The organism is Nonomuraea lactucae, from assembly GCF_003313395.1.
Lineage (GTDB): Bacteria > Actinomycetota > Actinomycetes > Streptosporangiales > Streptosporangiaceae > Nonomuraea > Nonomuraea lactucae.
Genome location: NZ_QNFZ01001059.1, coordinates 1 through 16,268, shown reverse-complemented (window position 1 = coordinate 16,268; position 16,268 = coordinate 1). Strand labels below are relative to the sequence as shown.

The following is a 16,268-nucleotide window of genomic DNA, read 5'->3' as shown; positions in this document are numbered from 1 at the left end:
GCTCCACGAACGGCGGTAATCGTCGATGGCACCACGTTGATTCGCGGAGGGGGCCGATGAACGATTCCACCGTCGAGGCACGGCAGCCCGTCCTGAGCCAGGACTTGGACTTCGAGCAACTGGTCAGACTGGACGAGGAGCATCTTTGGCACCCGTGGACCCCGTCCCGGCACCCGGACGACCCGCTGATGATCGTCAGCGGGAAGGGGTGCGTGGTCGTCGACGCACGAGGCCGGCGCTACTTGGATGCACGAGGTGGGATGTTCAACGCCAACCTCGGTTACGGCCGTACCGAGATCCTCGATGCCATGCATACACAGGCCCGCCGGCTCATGACGTACGTACTTACCGGCGCGTCGACCCCACCGCCGGTGCTCCTGGCCGCGCGCCTCGCGGAGCTGCTGGGAGACCCGCTGACCCGTACGTTCTTCTGCCACTCGGGTTCGGAGGCCAACGAGACAGCCATCAAGATCGCCAGGATGTTTCACGGGTTGCGAGGTGAGACTTCACGGCAGATCGTGCTGTCGCTGACGGATGGTTACCACGGGAGCACCCTAGCCACCTCCACCATGTCCCAGCTACCGGGCGTGCGGGTGGGGTTCGATCCGTTGCCGGCCGGATTCGCCAGCGTGGCAACTCCCCGGTGTCCATCGTGCGCAACCGGTCGCGACCACACCCGATGCACCGGGCCTGGGCCAGAAGCACTGGACGAGACGATACGAGACCTGGGACCACACAACGTCGCGGCCTTCATCGTCGAGCCTGTGCTCGGAGTCGGCGGCATAGTACCGCTACCGGCGGGCTACCTGGAGGAGGCGGGCCGCATCTGTGACCACCACGGGATCCTGCTGATCGTCGACGAGGTGATGACCGGCCTGGGACGTACCGGGGTGTGGTTCGCACACCAGCACTGTGGGATCACGCCCGACATCGTGACGACCTCCAAGGGGCTGACGGCGGGTTACGCCCCACTGGCGGCGGTGACCGCGTCCCAGGCGGTGTACGCGGCATTTCACCGCGACCCGCTGCTCGGCGGCCTGCGCCACGGATTCACCACGGGTGGACACGCCGTCGCGGCCGCCGCCGCGCTGGCCGTGCTCGCGACCGTCGAGCGCGACGGACTGCTGGCGAACGCCACGGTGGTGGGCGAGGTGCTTCTCGGCGCGCTCCAAAGAGAGCTCACGGGGGCGGCAGAGGTCCGGCAGGTACGCGGGGTCGGCCTCTTGGCGGGCGTCGAGCTGGACAGCGAAACGCGGGCGAGGACGGTATCCGAGCTGTGTCGCGGCTACGGAGTGCTTGTGCGCCAGCAAGGACCGACGCTGATGCTCGCGCCACCGTTGATTCTGAAGAAGGCCGAGGCCGCCCAGATCGCGGAAGCCATCACCGCGAGCGTCGCGGACAGCAGCCGGACAGGAGGCCGGGCATGAACAACCGGAGACTCACGGTCGTCGTCCCCTGCGGCGGCCGCGGCAGCCGCCTGGGCCTGCCGTTCGCCAAAGAGTTGCTGCCCACGCCCGATGGCCGGGTGGTGCTCGACGCTGTCCTCGACCTCATCCACGGACTGAACGTGGCGGTGGTGTTGGTGGTAGCCGCGGACCGGGCGGCCACGATCGAGCATGTCCACACGACATACCCGGACTTGCCGGTCGCCGCCGTCCGGCAACGGGCCCATGCCCCCGGCCTGGCGGGCGCGGTTCGCTCCGCCCTTCCCTGGACGGGCAGGTACACGATCGTGTTGCTACCGGACCAGTTCCTGCTGACCCCGGCCTGCGACCATCCGGTCGAGCAGGCGGCGAAGCTGCTGGCAACCGAACCCGCGTGCTTCCTGGCGGCGTGGGAGGACGACCCCGTGCGCATCGCCGCGGACGGAGCACTGGCGGTTCAGGCAGGCGAGCAGACATCACCACGGATCCGGAGGCTCGCGGACAAGCCAGATCGTCCCGAAGCGGGACTGTTCAACGCCGTGTGGTTCGGATACGGCTTCCGTGACACGGCGGCCGATGAGGTGCTCGCGCAGTTGGAACTCGCCACTGAGCACCGGTTGCCAGACGGACGCTTCGCCGCTGGTCCACTGTTCGACGCTCCGGTGGTGATCGTGCCAGGCTTCCTGGACCTGGGTACGTGGCCAGCGGTGAATCGTCTGTGGTCGAGGGTGGACGGGACATGCGCCTGACGATGTTCACCGGTCCGTATCCGGTCGGGGAGATGCTCGGCGGTATCGGCCTGCGGCTGTGGGAGCTGGCCAACACCCTGGCCGATGAGGGCATCGAGGTCATCATGGCGTGTCCCCCCGGATCGGATCCCTCGTGGTCGCGGCCGGGCGTGCAGGTGCGATTGTTCGACGAGACCGGCTGGCCGCATCTCGTCGCGCAGACAGATGGGGTGCTGACAACCGATCTGCCGGATGCGCGCGTACTGCTCCATGCCTATCAGCTGGGCAAGGTCCTGATCAGTGAGAACTCCCCTCCGATCGAGCATCTGGACTATCACCGAATCCTGGTGTCGACGGATCCCCAGGGACTCTACGACGACCTGGTGGCGCGCTACCTGCTACAGGCATGGACAAGTGACCACTTCGTGGTGCGTTCGTCGGTGGAACGAGCAGGCATGCTGGGAACGCTGGTCGGGATCGGACGGCTGAGCCCCGCTCAGCATGCCCGCTCGCGAGCTCTCTCACACTTGCTGACCCTGCTGCCGATCGGCTTCACCACCCGCGCCGCGGAGATCGCCGATGCCGCGCCACCCACCTGTACGCCCACCGAGTTCGTGTGGAACGGAGGGATTTGGAATTACTACGACACGAATGTGCTGCTGCGGGCTCTGCGTGACATGCGCGCGGCCGGCCGGCCGGGCCGGATCCGGTTCCTCTACGGCCCGCCTGTCGATCAGCACATCGCGGAGGCCGATCGGCTCCTCGAACAGGTCAACCGGCCCGACCTTCGCGACATAGTGATTTATCCGGACGAGCCACTGCCGCACACTGCACGTGACGGCGTCGTGAAGTCCTCTCGTGTCCTCGTCTGCCTGGGCCGCGACGGCGCCGAGAACCACACCTGCCACCGGCTACGGCTGCGCGACGCGCTCTTGTACCGGCTGCCTGTGGTCATCGACGCGCACGGCGCATCCGGCGACTGGGTCCGCCAGCTCGGCATCGGACTGGCGGTCGACACCGGCGACCCGCAGGAGGTCACCGACGCGATGAACAGGCTCGCGTTCGACCAGACCGCATACGACCGCTGCCGGGCCGCCATCGAACGCGTCCGGCCTGCGCACACCTACGAGGCCAACGTGTCCAGTCTCCTGGCTTTCCTGGGGGCGGGCAACCGAGCGCTGGACGCCGCAAGCCCGCGTCAGAAGACTGCGGTGGCTGGGCTGCTCCGGCGACGTCCGACGCTGACCGCCACCCCGCTGAACCCCATCTGACCAAGGAGACTGTCATGCACGTCAGTGCTCCCGATGCCGCAGCGACTCAGCTGCGCCAAGCGCTAGCCGCTGGAGGAACCCCTGCGGGGCTCGTGGCCTTCGATCCCGATCGTGACCTGCGCCCGATCACCTTGTCGTTGCGTGCCGCGCACGGCGCGCAGTTGCGCGAAGTCGCGGACCGGGTGGCCGACGCCGGCTTCGCCCTCATCGAGGCACACGAGCCGCCTACTCCAAGCGATCTGCTGGCTCTGGCCCGCCACCTCGGGCTCGGAGAGCCGTTCCTACCACCGATCTACCGCAGGCGGGGCTCCGTGCAGGTCGATGACAGCGGCGTGGCCGAGTTGAGCGCCGCGAACGCCGTGCCCGGTGCCCCGATGCATCCTGCGACGTCAACCGTGGGGCAGAACTGGCACATCGACGGAACGCTGCAGGCGATGGGTGAGATACGCACCTCTGTGCTGCTGTGCGTGAGGCCGGCCGCGACCGGCGGCGATTCGATCCTGTTCAATGCCACCGGAGCCTTCGTCGAGCTCGCCCGCAGCGATTGGGCCGCCGCGGTCTCGCTGATGTCGCCCGGTGTGCTCATACGAACCGCAACGGTTAACGACTGCGACGAGCGCAGCGCCGGGCCCGCTTTCGGGATGGTGGCGGGGCACCTGCTGACCAGGTATGCGCGGACCAACGTGGATCGCTGGTGCCCGAGGGACGGGGACATGGACACGCTGCGTCGCGGATTGGACGCGCTCGACGCCCTGGCCCTCCCCGGATCGCCCTTCCACCTCCGATTCCGCCTGTCTTCAGCGCAGGGACTCATCATGGCCAACGCGCGCATCTGTCACGGCCGCACTCCGTACACGGAAGGACCGCAGCCTCGCCTGATGCTGCGCGGGCTCTTCCGCGCCGACGTGGTGGGCGAGCGCAGCTCCGCGCGGGAAGCGGCGCGACGATGAACGTACATGGACTCCTCGAAGGCGCCCTCGAGGCACTGCACCGCCAACAGGAGCGCGCACGCCGTACCCTGACGATGATCCCTTCCGAGAACAGCTTCTCTGCGCTGGCCAAGCTGCCGCAGCTCACCGACGCCGCGCACCGGTACTTCTTCGATCCCGACGGAGATCCAGGCACACGCCGATTTCCCGCGGGCCGGGACGCGTCCTGGATCGAGACGGAGCTGACCCTGCCGTTGCTACGTGACCTAACCGGGGCCACGTACGTGAACGTGCGGCCCCTGTCGGGGCTGCATGCCATGACAGTGGTGCTCTCGGCGCTGGGCGGTCCGCCCGACAGCACGGTGGCCTCGATAGATCCCACGCACGGCGGGCACTACGCCACCACTGGGCTCGCTCGGCGCCTGGGGTTGCGACCAGTCCTGATCGGCGGGCCCGATCCGTACCACATCTGTTACGACGCGCTAACCAGGCTGGTGGCCAGGCACCATCCGCGGTTAGTGTACCTCGATCTGTGCCACGGCCTGTTCCCCATCGACATCGCGGCCGCGGTCGCGGCCGTACGCGCGGCAGGCGGCGCCACACGGGTCCACGTTGACGTCTCCCACACGATGGGCCTAGTGCTCGGGGCGGCACTGCCCAATCCCCTCGCAGCCGGCGCGGATAGCTTCGGTGGCTCCATGCACAAGACGTTTCCAGGCCCGCAGAAGGCCATCCTGGCGACGTGCGACCGCGAGGTGGCCGACATCGTGGCGACCGCTCAGGTGGAGATGATCTCGTCCCATCACCTCGCCGCCGTGTGCTCGCTCGGGCTGGCTCTGGCCGAGTTCGTCGCGTGTGACGGACCTGGCTATGCCCGTGAGGTCGTAGCCGCCGCGAAGGCTCTCGGTGCCGCTCTGGACGCCGCCGGTCTGACTCCTGAGGCCGCCGAGCACGGCTACACCGGCTGCCACCAGCTTTGGGCACGGACGGACGGCACCGGCGTCGACGCGGTCAGTGCTGCCGAACGCCTGGAACGCGGCGGCATCCACGTCAACGTCCTGAACGATCTGCCGGGCACGGATGGGGAGCCCGCCTTACGGTTGGGCGTCGCCGAGCCGATCGCAGTCGGCCTGACCGCCGCCGACATGCCTCAGGTGGCGGCCCTGATCGCCGCGGCGGTCTCCGGGGCGCGTCCATCCACCACGATCGCGCGTGACGTCGCGGCGTTGCGCGCCGCCCGGACCAGACGCCACCAACTGCCTCCTGATTCCCCCCTACTGGCGAGGGCAGACGAACTCGCCAGGGCCGCGCTCTCCGTGTCCGACCCGATCGCCGGCTTGGCCAGCTCAATACGACACCGGCACATCGATCCGGCACTGTCGGTGAGCGCTCCGAGCGGGGGCGAGGCGTGATGACAGCGGACGGCGTGCGGAGAGCCGACCTGGTCCTGGAGGGAGGCGGGGTGAAGAGCGTCGCGCTGCTCGGCGCGATCCTCGAACTCGACGAAGCCGGGTATGTGTTCCCTCGCATCGCCGGCACGAGCGGTGGCGCGATCGTCGGTGCGCTAGTCGCGGCGTTCCAGCGGGCTGGCAGAGACCCCCACGAGTTGCTCAGGGTCATGGAGGGGCTTGACTACGACGGGCTCCTGGAGCGATCGAAGCTTCAGCGCCTGACCGGGAGGCTCGGCGACCTCGTCCAGATCGCCCTGCACGCCGGCGCCTACTCAGGCGAAAGGATTGTCCAGTGGCTAGCGGACGAGTTGGCGAAAGTAGGCGTGAGCACCTTCGAAGATCTCGCGCTCGACGATCCGGAGAGCTCCCTTGCCGTGTTCCAGCGTTACTCGGTCGTGGCCCATGTCACTGACTTGTCACGTCAGACTCTTGTCCGCCTTCCCTGGGACTACCGGCGCTACGGCAGGAACGCCGATCAGCAGAGCGTGGCCGCCGCGGTATGGGCGTCATCCGCCCTGCCGATCGTCTTCCGTCCCGTGCGGATGGCAACGGCGAGTGGAAGCGTGACGTGGGTGGATGGCGGAGTCGTGGCTGGATTCCCCATCACGGTCTTCGACCGTACGGACGGAGCATCGCCGCGCTGGCCCACGTGGGGGGTCAAGCTCTCGGCCGAACCCCTGGTCACCGACGACCGCCCGATCACCACCGCGATCGGAATCCAACTGGCACGGTTGCAAACGCTTTCCAGGGACTGGACCCGCTATTCCCTGGAGGACGGCGGCGTGAACAGGCGGACGATATACGTGGATACGAGCGCCATCGAGGTGCACGGATTCGACATCGACCACGCGGCCCGCCAGGCACTGGTCGCGGCCGGGCGGGTCGCCGCCAAGCGGTTCCTCGAACTCCAGGGCGCTGGCTCCTAGTCGATCAGGTGACACGACGCGTCATGCCTTCGCGCGCCGCCTGCGTGCGATCACCATGTTGCACCTCAGAACATCGCGCATCCTGAAGAACTCCACCGCGCCCATGGCGTTGATGAAGGTCCCCTCTCGCGCGACGAGACGGGCCAGCCGGTAGGGCACATAGCCAAGGTTGTGCAGCAGACGAGCCATGGGCACGACAGATTCGGTGAGGTCCCGCACGTCGAGACAGTCGAACCCCCGCCTGGTCGAACAAGACGAGCCGGCCACCGGATCTGAGGACGCGGTTGAACTCCAGGAACGCCAGCCGATGGTCGGGAGCGTGGACAAGTGTCTCCAACGTGTCGACCCCATCGAACGCCGCGGCCTTGAATGGAGTCACAATATAGCTGGATACGACGAACCAGGTGCGTCGGTCCAGGCGCCGCCGGAGAGCCTCCCGGCGGGCGCGGCGGATGCTTTCCGGAATGAGATCGACTCCGACGACCCGATGAGAGAAGGCGGCGGCAAGGTGAGAGCGGCGCCCCTTCGCCGGCTCCCGCATCGAGCACCATCGCATCGGATGGCAGCGCCATCGCCGCGCCCAGTTAGTCCTCCATGAGCCGCTGGGCCCGTGGCACGGAGAGCCGGCGCTTGTCCGATGGGTAGTAGCCAAGGTGGCGCCGCCCATTCAATATCAGCCGGTAGCCCCATCTCGACTCCAATCTGCGGTAGTAGCCGACGACGGCCTCCTCGTCGCGCATCTTTTACTCCTGCGCCGTCGTCTGGACCGGAAGGCGGAGAGAACCATCTCGCGCGTAGCTTGGCGGCCCGCTGTCCGCCGCGGTCGCCACCACCAGGCTCCGTCCGCCCCTTATGGCCGGGTAGGGCAGCCCCCGGTCGGCCAGATGGGCTGCGAAAGCCTCGTAAGCATCGAAGCGGCGCACGGGGCGCCAGCCGGCCCCCTGGAGCAGTGGGGGCACCTCCCAGTCGGGGATGTTGAACCTGGGCCGCTCCGAGCGCATGCGGCGCAGTGACCGTCGGAGCCTCGCTCCGGCATGGGACAGGACAGACGGTTCGTGCGCCTCCTGCTTGGTGGGGAAGTTCGCGACGAGCGTACTGCCTGTCGCGGCGCAGGCTCTGAGGCCGGTGAGGAGGTGGGTGACACCCGCCTCACTCAGGAATTCGATGACGCCTTCGCACAGGAAAATGGCCGGGCTCGCGGCGTCATACCCCACAGCGCGCAGGCTGGCGTGGAGGTCGTCCCGTTCCACGTCGGCGCCCGCGAACCTGGCGCAGTCTCCTTCGCCCAGCACACCGAGGCGGAGTCGTTTGTCCGCCTGGGTCGCGGGTTGATCGACCTCGAAGAATGTCACGCCTGGCGTGACAAATCTCAGCGCACGAACGTCGTAGCCGGCACCGATGGTGACTATCTGTTTGCAACCCCGGGCGATGCCTTCGTGGACGGCGTCGTCGAAGAAGAGGGTCCGCGCGGTGAGATAGCTGAGCGGAACCCACGCCTGCGCGCTGCGAAGCAGGAACACCCTGCGTACGCCGAGCCGGGCGAGCGCTGGAGACAAGGCGATCCGTGCCGCCAGCGACCACCCGCCCCGCAGCAGCATGAACGCGAACGGATCGTTGAGCACACCAAGTTCGTGCGCGACCGCCCGCGCGAGCGCTGTGTGTTGAGCGGTCCTGGAGGGGCGATCACCAAGTCTAAGTTTCATGTCAGTCAACCTCCTGCCAGAAGGCGGTCCGGCCAGACCGGGTGGGGCGCAGCGCGGCGATCACAGGGAACCGGTGACGGGAGCCGGACGCCCACATCACTTCCTCACCCACGCGACCGGCCAGCGCAATCTCGATCTTCGCGTGGGCGCTCCGGGCTACGAACCGTCCCTGAGGATTGCGGACGTCGCGCAGAACTGGCGCGCGCCGGATCGGCCCCCGCCCCCATCGCCAGGAGGCCAGCAGACCGGCGTGCCGACCTGCCCGCAAGACAAGGTGGAGATCCGCGTGCGGCGGCATCCCGCGGAACTCCCAGCGTTCGTTCGGGATCACAACCGGCTCAAGCCGTTGCCCGGTGTCATGCACCACCCGTAGCAGAATCTCCAGGGCGGTCGCCTGCGCGGCTCCGACAGGTGGACCGGAGACGAGACAGATCACCGCCAGACCGCAACACCGATCCAGGACAAGGCTGGCGCTGTAACCCCACCAGTTGCCACCGTGGATGATCAATGTGTGGCCCGCGACCGCAGTCGACCGAAATCCGGTGGTGACGAAAGGACAGTCTGGTCGCTTTGGCAGGCCGTTCGACAGATGGGCCAGGCACACGTCGGCACTGAGCCCAGGTCCGTGGCCCGCCGCGATGGATCCCGCATAGGTCAGCATGTCGTCCAGCGACGCCGATAGACCACATGCGGCCTCGCTGGCCGGAGCGAGGTACGGAAGCCGCACCAGTCGACCTACCACCCGTGCCGTCCCTGGCACCACATGCTGGTGCCGGCTCCGGCATCCAAACGCGGCAGTATGCATCCCACATCGGGGAAGGAAATGGTCGTTCATCCACTCCGAGAAAGGCCCGCCGACGCGGCTCGCGATGATCCGCTCGGCCAGAGCGCTAGAGAGGTGTCCATACAGCCAGCCCGTACCTGGTTCGAACGACTGAGGCACCGCGGCAAGCCGGTCCACCCGCGTCAAGCTGCCGACGCGCAGGCCCCACACCGCAGCCGGGTTCAGCCGATCGGACCAGTGGACATGAAGCCCGAAGCCAGCCGAATGGCTGAGCAGATGTCTCACCTGCACAGGCCACTGAGCGGCGGGGAACCGAACGTAGTCCGACGGTGACGCGTCCAGGTCGATCAATCCATCAGCCGCCAGGCCGAGCAAGGCTGACGCGGTCACGCACTTCGACAGAGATCCGAGCCTGAGAGGCGACCGCGGCGAACCCCGAGCCCACGTCGGCTCGGATCTCGAACTTCGCACTATCGCGCGTCCGGCCGTGACGATGCCTGCCATCACCACCGCACCAGGTGAGTTTGCGACCACTTGCGACAGAAGTTCCGGCATGATGACGTTCCCAGGCCACCAGGTAGGGCTTCTATTCTCGCACGTCTGCCGCATAGTAATAGCGCGGAGGGGCCGGTAAAGTTTTCCTCGTGCGCAAGCCGATCGACGCGGACTCCGCCCACGGCACCCAGCCCATGGTCGTTTGGCTCAACGGCCCCTTCGGCGTGGGAAAGACCACCGCCGCCCGCTCGCTCCGCGTGGCTTGTCCTAAATACCACATATATGACCCGGAACTTGTCGGAGTGCTCCTGCATCGTGTCACGCCGAAGCGATGGAGGCCTGATGATTTCCAGGATTACCGGCTATGGCGGTGGTTGACGGCGACCATTCTGCTCTGTGCGCTGCGGCTGGGCATCCGGCCACTCGTCGTTCCCATGACGCTGGTGGACGAGCAGGCACGCCGTGCCATCCTCGGTCGCCTGCTCCGTCACGGCGTGCCGGTGCGCGAGTTCTGGCTCCACACGGACCCGAATGTTCTTTTGCAGCGTCTATGGTCGCGTGACGGGAGGCACGGATCATGGGCGGAGCAACAGATTGAACGCTGCCTCGCGTTCCCCGCACAGCAGGCCGGCGCCGTGTCAATCGATGCGACACAGCCTGTCGGAGCCATGCGGGCGCAAATCCTGTCGGTCCTCGATTCTCCTTACACCTCCTGAGCTGGGGACTCCCCATGGCCGCAGCCCAGCCCTTGCCCGAAAGCTACCGGATCTACCACAGACTTCGAGAAGGTGTTCCCGCCGGCTCCATGCAACTCGGCGCCGGGCGCAATCTTTTTCGCCCGCCGCCCGGCGTGTTCACGTTTCTCGCGTCGGAGCTGTCCAATCTTACGTCCGTAGCAAGACTAGCTGATTACCAGCACCCATTGGATGAGGCGGAGACGACCGCGATGGCGGCGGTGCTCGCGAACATTCTGGGATTAAGCGGTGTGACTGCCGACGATCTATTCGTCATCGAAGGCTCCTCCAAGGGCATCAGTCTGGTGTTCCAGTCCGTGCAGGATTCCTGCCATACCGTCGCGTTGCCATTACCTACTTATTTCGCCGCCGAGTTGTCCGCGCTGCGTCGCGACGTACCCGTGTCTTGCTATTACCGGCCGGATACCGGTCAGGTGTTCGCGCTTCCGACTCATCCAGGCCGGCCAAGGACGCTTGTGATGGAGACGATTCCCAACGGCGTCACAGGGTTCGTCGGCTCACGTGTCGAAGATCTCACCGAACCGGCGCTCACGCTCGTCGACTGTGTCTTCGTGATAGGGAATCACCCCCCGCCATGGGCTTCGCTTTCCGGGCGTGACCTCACAAGAACCGTCATCACCCTAACCGCCTCGAAGGACTTCGCAGTTCCCGCGGCACGCGCCGGCCTGCTGATCACAAAGAACGACCATGTGAAAGACGTGGCGCGCTACGACCAGTTGGAGAGCACGTACTCCGTCAGCCTGGTGGCCCGACGGATCATCCTCTTGTACGTCCTGGTCGTGGCAGCGCATCACCTTTGGGAGTCGTCGCGGGCCACGTCGCGGGGCGCCGCACAGGACGTGTTGCGGGAGGCCTGCGCCGGCGTGGGCGGAGCGGCGTGCAGACAGGTTCTGCCCCCGGCGTCGCTGATAGCCGGCATAGTGGAGCACCTGGCCCGCATGGCCCGCCGCTACGCGGCGAACTGGGCCCTCGCGCAGCCGGTCTTCACCAGAGAGGGCAGCTCGGCGACGCAGCCCCAGATCGGTTACTCCTGCTTGCTCCGGTTGCCCGCAAGAGTGCGCGGACACTCCAGAGGCGACCTGGTGCGCTGGGTGAACCAAGTGGGGCGAAGGCTACGGCTCAAGCTCAACCCAAGCCTGCTGTTCGGCGGAAACTGCACGATTTGGCAGGAGCTCTACGGCACCGAGTTCCTGCTCCGGGTCAATCTCAGCGACGAGCCGAATCAGTTGCGTCGCGTGCTCGCCGCGTGGTCGATAGCCACCTCCCACCCGCTCGAGACAGGGAGTTGATCGAATGCTTCGCCGTAGACTTGAGGCCCTATGGTGGCTCGGCCGACCAGCCAGCATGTTCGGGAAGGTTCCCATGGCGCTGGCCGGGTGGCTCATCGGCGGGGGCCCGAGCTCCGGCGAGCGCACCCTGGCACTGATCGCATTCGCGATCTTCGCACAGCTCCTGATCACCTCGCTCAACGACGTCTACGACGCGCCCAAGGACGCCGTCACCGCCCCACACCTGCCGATACCGTCCGGCGCGATCAGCCGCCGTCAAGGGCTGGCCCTGCCTGTCGCCTGTGGGGTCGCCCTGCTCGCCCTGCTGGTGTTTCTCGCAGACCGCCCGGTGACCGTCGCGTTTGTCCTTCTCACGATGGTTCTGGGAGCGGGCATCGGCGCGCTGTACGGGGTGACCAAGTCCAAGAGCTATTCGGCGCTGCTCGCCTCCACCGGCTCTGCGGGCACGGCGATCTGGGGATGGCTGCTGTCACCCCGCGCCTCGGTTGGACTGCTCGTCGTCTTGCTGGCGGTGGCCGTGACCCACGGGATAGTCATGAACCTGGTGAATCAGGTGCGCGATGCCGTGCGGGACCCCGATGCGGGGAACTTCACCCTGGCCGTGCGCCTCGGCTCGTCACGAACACTTCTCATCTCGGCCGGCTTCCGTTTCACGGAGGCCGTCCTGATCGCTCTGCTCGGCGTTGCCGTCGCTGCGCCGTGGCGGGCAGTGATCCTGGCCGCGCCTTTGGCGGCGCTCGCAGTCGGGGTTGCTCGCGCTGTTTCACGCCGCCAGGAATCGCTCGGTTCACGGGAGGCCAACGATGACATCCTGGGCCCCTTCTGGTTCTCGACATTCCTGGCTGAGGTCTCGCTCCTGTTCGTCATTTCGCCGCCGTTCGGCGTCGCCAGTTTCGTGGTCATGTTCACGTGGTTCCGGGTAGTGCGTCATTACTACCGCGTTCGGGTTATCTCAGGACGGTTGACGAGAGGAATCGTGTCCGATGGCGATTCCGGAGCGGACTCGGCCATTCCGGACCAGCCTCCCTCTGGACCGTCTGAGGCCCGGCCCCATCGCCACCTCCGCGGCGAGTACGATCTCTAGGCGCTGGTCTGACCGTGTCCCCGACAGACCGGCTATCGCTGCTCTGGATCGGCTGGCTCGCCGCATCGACCGGCCTGCTCCTTTTACTGCGCCTGGCCCGGACGAGCGGCCTAGCCGGCGTAGCGGCCCAGCTGGCGCTCATCGCACCGATCATGGGGATGGAGCGCCTGGCCGCTTGGGCTCATCTGACCGCGGCCGCGAAAGCTGTCGCCGCTGTGGCTTTCTCCGCCGCACTCGTCGCGTTCTGGCAGCGGTGCGAGATTTCGACCGGGGCGGCGGCCATCGTGGCCTTGGGCGGTCTCACGGTCCTCGCCCGGCTGCCGCTCTCCTGGACCATCAGCGTTGCCTTCCTCCTGGGCTGGGGAAACGCCGCCGGGCGGCTCCACCGCGCCAATACCCCGACGCTCACGGCGGACCCACGACGAGACATTGTGGACCTGCTTCCCGTGTTGATACCGGCAGCACTGGCGGTCGCCGTCTATCCGCAGGAGCGGCTGGCCGTCATCCTGCTCTTCGCGCCGCTGTCGTTCGCGCTCAATGACGTGTTCGCCAGCGAGTTCGGTCCGTTCCTCCCCAGTCGAGCGCGCATGCCGCCCACTTGCCTCGTGGTCCCCCACGGCACGCCAGGCGCGATGTCGATCACTGGGACGTTGATGGGGTTCCTCGGTTCGACGTTGGCCGCCCTCGGTGCCTGCGCTCACGCCGATCTACGCACCGGCCTGGCCGTTCTGATCGGCGGGCAAGTCGGCGCGTTGCTCGACACGGGCCTCCGAGGAAGGCGTCGACTCTCCAGGCTTCCACGAAGCAACGAGATCATAAACACCGCATCGGCCGTGTGTGCCGTGCTCCTGAGCTTCGTACTCACCTGAAGTAGAACGTCGGCCATGCCTTTCGTGGCACAGCGGGCACCCGCACGAATCGCAGCCGCGGCACCCGAAGGGCCGAGCGCGATGATCGCGCCCGGCCCTTGCTGAATCACCGGTCTTGAGGGGGGAGGTCCCGCGCCGGCGGCGGGGCCTCACGGGTCACCAGTCCTCGCGGAGGACCCGCTCGAGCTTCTCGTTCGCGCGCTGAGCCCGGCGCCGGGCCCGCTGTACGCGGCGGACGCGGGATATCAGGCGCTGCTCCTCCGCCTCGCGGTGGAGGGTCTGTATTCGGTCATTCACCAGATCATGGAAGAGATTCGGCACTTCGCGGCTCCGGGTGGTGATGGTTCTCATCTGTCTGTCTGCTTTCTGGTGTGTCGGTGCGTTGGCGCGGGTTCGGTTCAGGCGGCGACCGGGTGCTTCCGGGGACGGCCACGGGGCCGCTTGCGGGGAACGACGGTGCCCCGCAGGATCAGCTCGCCACCCCAGACGCCCCACGGCTCCTCGCGCTCCAGCGCGCGGGCCAGGCAGGCTTCCCGGATCGGGCAGTCGCCGCAGAGCGCCTTGGCGAACTCGACGTCTTCCGGGGACTCGGCGAACCACAGGTCAGGGTCGGTACGACAGGGGATCTTGGCTTCGTCGATCAGGTCCATGATCGTCTTGGCCCCCATCTGCTTCTCCTTTTGATCGATCTTTTTGATCTTGGTCGTGCACCTCGTAGGCGGTCGGGGATCACGGACAAACAAAGAGGCCGCGGATCCTGTATGCGGATCCGCGGCCTGGGGGCCTGCTCTGTGTCGGTCAGGTTATGACCGGAGCATCCCTCCAGGGTTGCGGACCACGCATTCCACCATTGGTGATCTGCTGGGTCGGCACTGCTGCGCCCGTGACGAGAGCCGGCACGCCCTGGACGCCGAAGTGGGCGTACGGGTAGGCGGGGGCCTGGCTACGGGCAGACTTCTCTTGCCGCAGCTTGGCGGGGCCATCGACAAGCCTCACCGAGTCACGGCATGCGGAAGTGGGCCACTGCGTGGCCGACATCTGAATGCTGATCACTGGGGACTCACCTCCGCTCCGGGATCGTCGAACAGGACCGTCCGACTCGCTTGACCATGACCCTAAACCGGGAACGCGCGAACGGGCAACAGATTTTCTACCTGCGATTTCACGACTTCGTGACACGGATCATGGCTTCCTGCACGACCGAGACGACGAGGTCACCCGACGCGGTGAACATCTCACCGCGCGCCAGCCCGCGGGCGCCCCCCGCCCAGGGAGACTCCTGGGCGTACAGGAGCCAGTCGTCCGCCCGGAACGGCCGGTGGAACCACATGGCGTGGTCGAGCGAGGCGCCCATGATGTTCGAGGCCCCCCAGGCCATGCCGTGGGCGAGCAGGATCGTGTCGACCAGCGTGAAGTCGGAGGCGTAGGCGGCCAGCACCACGTGCAGCAGCGGATCGTCGGGGAGTTCGGCGTGATAGCGGAACCAGACGTTGGTCTTCGCGCTGCGCAACTCCGGGTTGCGGTGGGCCTCCCAGGTCAGCGGCGAGGCGTAGCGGGCGTCGACCGGCCGCGGCTTCGACAGCCAGTCCCTGAACGCGGGCGAGTCGCCGACCAGGTCGGACATCCTCTCCTGGAACGTCGGCAGCGTCTCCGGGTCGGGCACGACTGGCATGACGGACGCCTGGTGCTCGACGCCCTCCTCGAAGACGTGGAACGAGGCGGACATGGTGAAGATCGCCTTGCCGTGCTGGACGGCGACCACCCTGCGCGTCGCGAAAGAGCGCCCGTCACGCACGCGCTCCACGTTGTAGACGATGGGGATGGAAGGGTCGCCGGGCCTGATGAAGTAGGCGTGCAGCGAGTGCACGCTCCTGTCCGCCGGCACGGTGCGGCCCGCCGCGACGAGTGCCTGCGCGGCCACCTGACCGCCGAAGACGCGCTGTATGCGCTCCTCCGGGCTCCGGCCGCGGAAGATGTCGAGCTCGATCTGTTCGAGGTCGAGCAGGTCGAGCAGCTCCTTCAGGGCCTCGTTCACGAGTCCCCCCCTTGCGAGTTCTGACCGTTCGCACGGCTTCTGACCGTTCGCACGGCGAGTCTGGCTTGTCGACTATGTCCTACCAAACCACTCCGCCGCGGAGCACGCCGGTGGCGCGCCGCGCAGTCAGCGGGCGGCGGAGCGGCACAGGGACAGGACGGCCTCGCCGTACCGGTCGAGCTTGACACGGCCGATGCCGGCGATGGACAGCAGCTCCTGCTCGCTCGTCGGCACCCGCTCGGCGATGGCCTGCAGCGTCACGTCCGTGAAGACGACGTACGGCGGGACCTTCGACTCCTTGGCCGTGGCCGTGCGCCACGCTTTGAGGCTCTCCAGCAGGGCCTCGTCGTAGTCGGCCGGGCAGGTGCCGCACCGGCCGAGCTTCTGCTCGGCGGCGGCCACCAGCGTCCTGGCGCAGACGCGGCAGCTCACCGGTGCCGCGATCCGGCGTTCGCGCGCCCCCGGCTGCGTGCCCGAGCGTCCGGCCGAGGAGGCGCGCGCCTGGGCGGGGGCGCGGCCGGTGAG

18 protein-coding genes and 1 pseudogene are annotated in these 16,268 nt (G+C 67.3%); 10 read left to right on the top strand and 9 right to left on the bottom strand.

Annotated elements, in window-relative coordinates:
* Nucleotides 1-56: 56 nt before the first annotated feature.
* The 6 genes from DQW85_RS41725 (at nt 57) to DQW85_RS41700 (ending at nt 6,729) form a co-directional block, all read left to right on the top strand.
* Entirely contained in the window at nt 57-1,427 is a 1,371-nt protein-coding gene (locus tag DQW85_RS41725) for an aminotransferase family protein (protein ID WP_113705257.1), read from the top strand.
* A complete protein-coding gene (locus DQW85_RS41720) occupies nt 1,424-2,173 on the top strand; it encodes an NTP transferase domain-containing protein (RefSeq protein ID WP_113705256.1) in 750 nt (249 codons plus the stop codon). Before DQW85_RS41725 ends, DQW85_RS41720 begins: the two co-directional genes overlap by 4 nt.
* Complete coding sequence (locus tag DQW85_RS41715; RefSeq protein ID WP_162795805.1) at nt 2,164-3,423, top strand: glycosyltransferase family protein; 1,260 nt, start codon at nt 2,164-2,166, stop codon at nt 3,421-3,423. The genes DQW85_RS41720 and DQW85_RS41715 overlap by 10 nt, the downstream gene beginning before the upstream one ends.
* 92 nt (nt 3,424-3,515) lie before the next feature.
* Entirely contained in the window at nt 3,516-4,373 is an 858-nt protein-coding gene (locus DQW85_RS41710) for a TauD/TfdA family dioxygenase (RefSeq protein ID WP_162795804.1), read from the top strand.
* The gene (locus DQW85_RS41705; protein WP_113705253.1) at nt 4,370-5,764 is read left to right on the top strand and encodes a PLP-dependent aminotransferase family protein; all 1,395 of its coding nucleotides are present in this window, start codon (nt 4,370-4,372) and stop codon (nt 5,762-5,764) included. The genes DQW85_RS41710 and DQW85_RS41705 overlap by 4 nt, the downstream gene beginning before the upstream one ends.
* Nucleotides 5,764-6,729 (top strand): patatin-like phospholipase family protein, encoded by a 966-nt coding sequence (locus tag DQW85_RS41700; protein ID WP_113705268.1) that lies wholly within the window; start codon nt 5,764-5,766, stop codon nt 6,727-6,729. Before DQW85_RS41705 ends, DQW85_RS41700 begins: the two co-directional genes overlap by 1 nt.
* A gap of 21 nt (nt 6,730-6,750) precedes the next feature.
* Here DQW85_RS41700 and DQW85_RS47400 read toward each other — a convergent pair whose 3' ends face one another.
* From DQW85_RS47400 to DQW85_RS41685, 5 genes and pseudogenes are all read right to left on the bottom strand, one after another.
* Nucleotides 6,751-6,948: a hypothetical protein gene (locus DQW85_RS47400; RefSeq protein ID WP_240197772.1), complete on the bottom strand. Its 198-nt coding sequence runs from the start codon at nt 6,946-6,948 to the stop codon at nt 6,751-6,753.
* Between the two features lie 37 nt (nt 6,949-6,985).
* A pseudogene (locus DQW85_RS48450) lies at nt 6,986-7,270 on the bottom strand (methyltransferase domain-containing protein); the annotation flags it as partial.
* Between the two features lie 43 nt (nt 7,271-7,313).
* Complete coding sequence (locus DQW85_RS45245) at nt 7,314-7,469, bottom strand: hypothetical protein (RefSeq protein ID WP_162795802.1); 156 nt, start codon at nt 7,467-7,469, stop codon at nt 7,314-7,316.
* A gap of 3 nt (nt 7,470-7,472) precedes the next feature.
* A complete protein-coding gene (locus DQW85_RS41690) occupies nt 7,473-8,432 on the bottom strand; it encodes a class I SAM-dependent methyltransferase (protein ID WP_113705251.1) in 960 nt (319 codons plus the stop codon).
* A gap of 1 nt (nt 8,433) precedes the next feature.
* The gene (locus DQW85_RS41685) at nt 8,434-9,720 is read right to left on the bottom strand and encodes a serine hydrolase domain-containing protein (protein WP_240197776.1); all 1,287 of its coding nucleotides are present in this window, start codon (nt 9,718-9,720) and stop codon (nt 8,434-8,436) included.
* A 140-nt stretch (nt 9,721-9,860) separates the two neighbouring features.
* Here DQW85_RS41685 and DQW85_RS41680 point away from each other — a divergent pair, with 140 nt between their 5' ends.
* The 4 genes from DQW85_RS41680 to DQW85_RS41665 all read left to right on the top strand — a co-directional run bounded on the left by DQW85_RS41680 (nt 9,861) and on the right by DQW85_RS41665 (nt 13,708).
* Nucleotides 9,861-10,427 (top strand): AAA family ATPase, encoded by a 567-nt coding sequence (locus tag DQW85_RS41680; protein ID WP_113705249.1) that lies wholly within the window; start codon nt 9,861-9,863, stop codon nt 10,425-10,427.
* Nucleotides 10,428-10,441: 14 nt separating this feature from the next.
* Complete coding sequence (locus tag DQW85_RS41675) at nt 10,442-11,755, top strand: hypothetical protein (RefSeq protein WP_162795799.1); 1,314 nt, start codon at nt 10,442-10,444, stop codon at nt 11,753-11,755.
* Nucleotides 11,756-11,828: 73 nt separating this feature from the next.
* Nucleotides 11,829-12,839, top strand: a complete 1,011-nt coding sequence (locus tag DQW85_RS41670; protein WP_162795798.1) for a UbiA family prenyltransferase — start codon at nt 11,829-11,831, stop codon at nt 12,837-12,839.
* Nucleotides 12,840-12,853: 14 nt separating this feature from the next.
* A complete protein-coding gene (locus tag DQW85_RS41665; protein WP_113705246.1) occupies nt 12,854-13,708 on the top strand; it encodes a DUF92 domain-containing protein in 855 nt (284 codons plus the stop codon).
* Nucleotides 13,709-13,864: 156 nt separating this feature from the next.
* Here the strand turns inward: DQW85_RS41665 and DQW85_RS45240 are convergent, their stop codons facing one another.
* The 4 genes from DQW85_RS45240 to DQW85_RS41650 form a co-directional block, all read right to left on the bottom strand.
* The gene (locus DQW85_RS45240; RefSeq protein ID WP_162795797.1) at nt 13,865-14,059 is read right to left on the bottom strand and encodes a hypothetical protein; all 195 of its coding nucleotides are present in this window, start codon (nt 14,057-14,059) and stop codon (nt 13,865-13,867) included.
* 47 nt (nt 14,060-14,106) lie between these two features.
* Nucleotides 14,107-14,376, bottom strand: coding sequence for a WhiB family transcriptional regulator (locus DQW85_RS41660; RefSeq protein WP_113705245.1), 270 nt, complete (start codon nt 14,374-14,376; stop codon nt 14,107-14,109).
* A 494-nt stretch (nt 14,377-14,870) separates the two neighbouring features.
* Nucleotides 14,871-15,743, bottom strand: coding sequence for an acyl-CoA thioesterase II (gene tesB, locus DQW85_RS41655; RefSeq protein ID WP_113705244.1), 873 nt, complete (start codon nt 15,741-15,743; stop codon nt 14,871-14,873).
* A gap of 126 nt (nt 15,744-15,869) precedes the next feature.
* Nucleotides 15,870-16,268: HRDC domain-containing protein (locus tag DQW85_RS41650; protein ID WP_205315812.1), on the bottom strand; the 399-nt coding region annotated here is incomplete at its 5' end.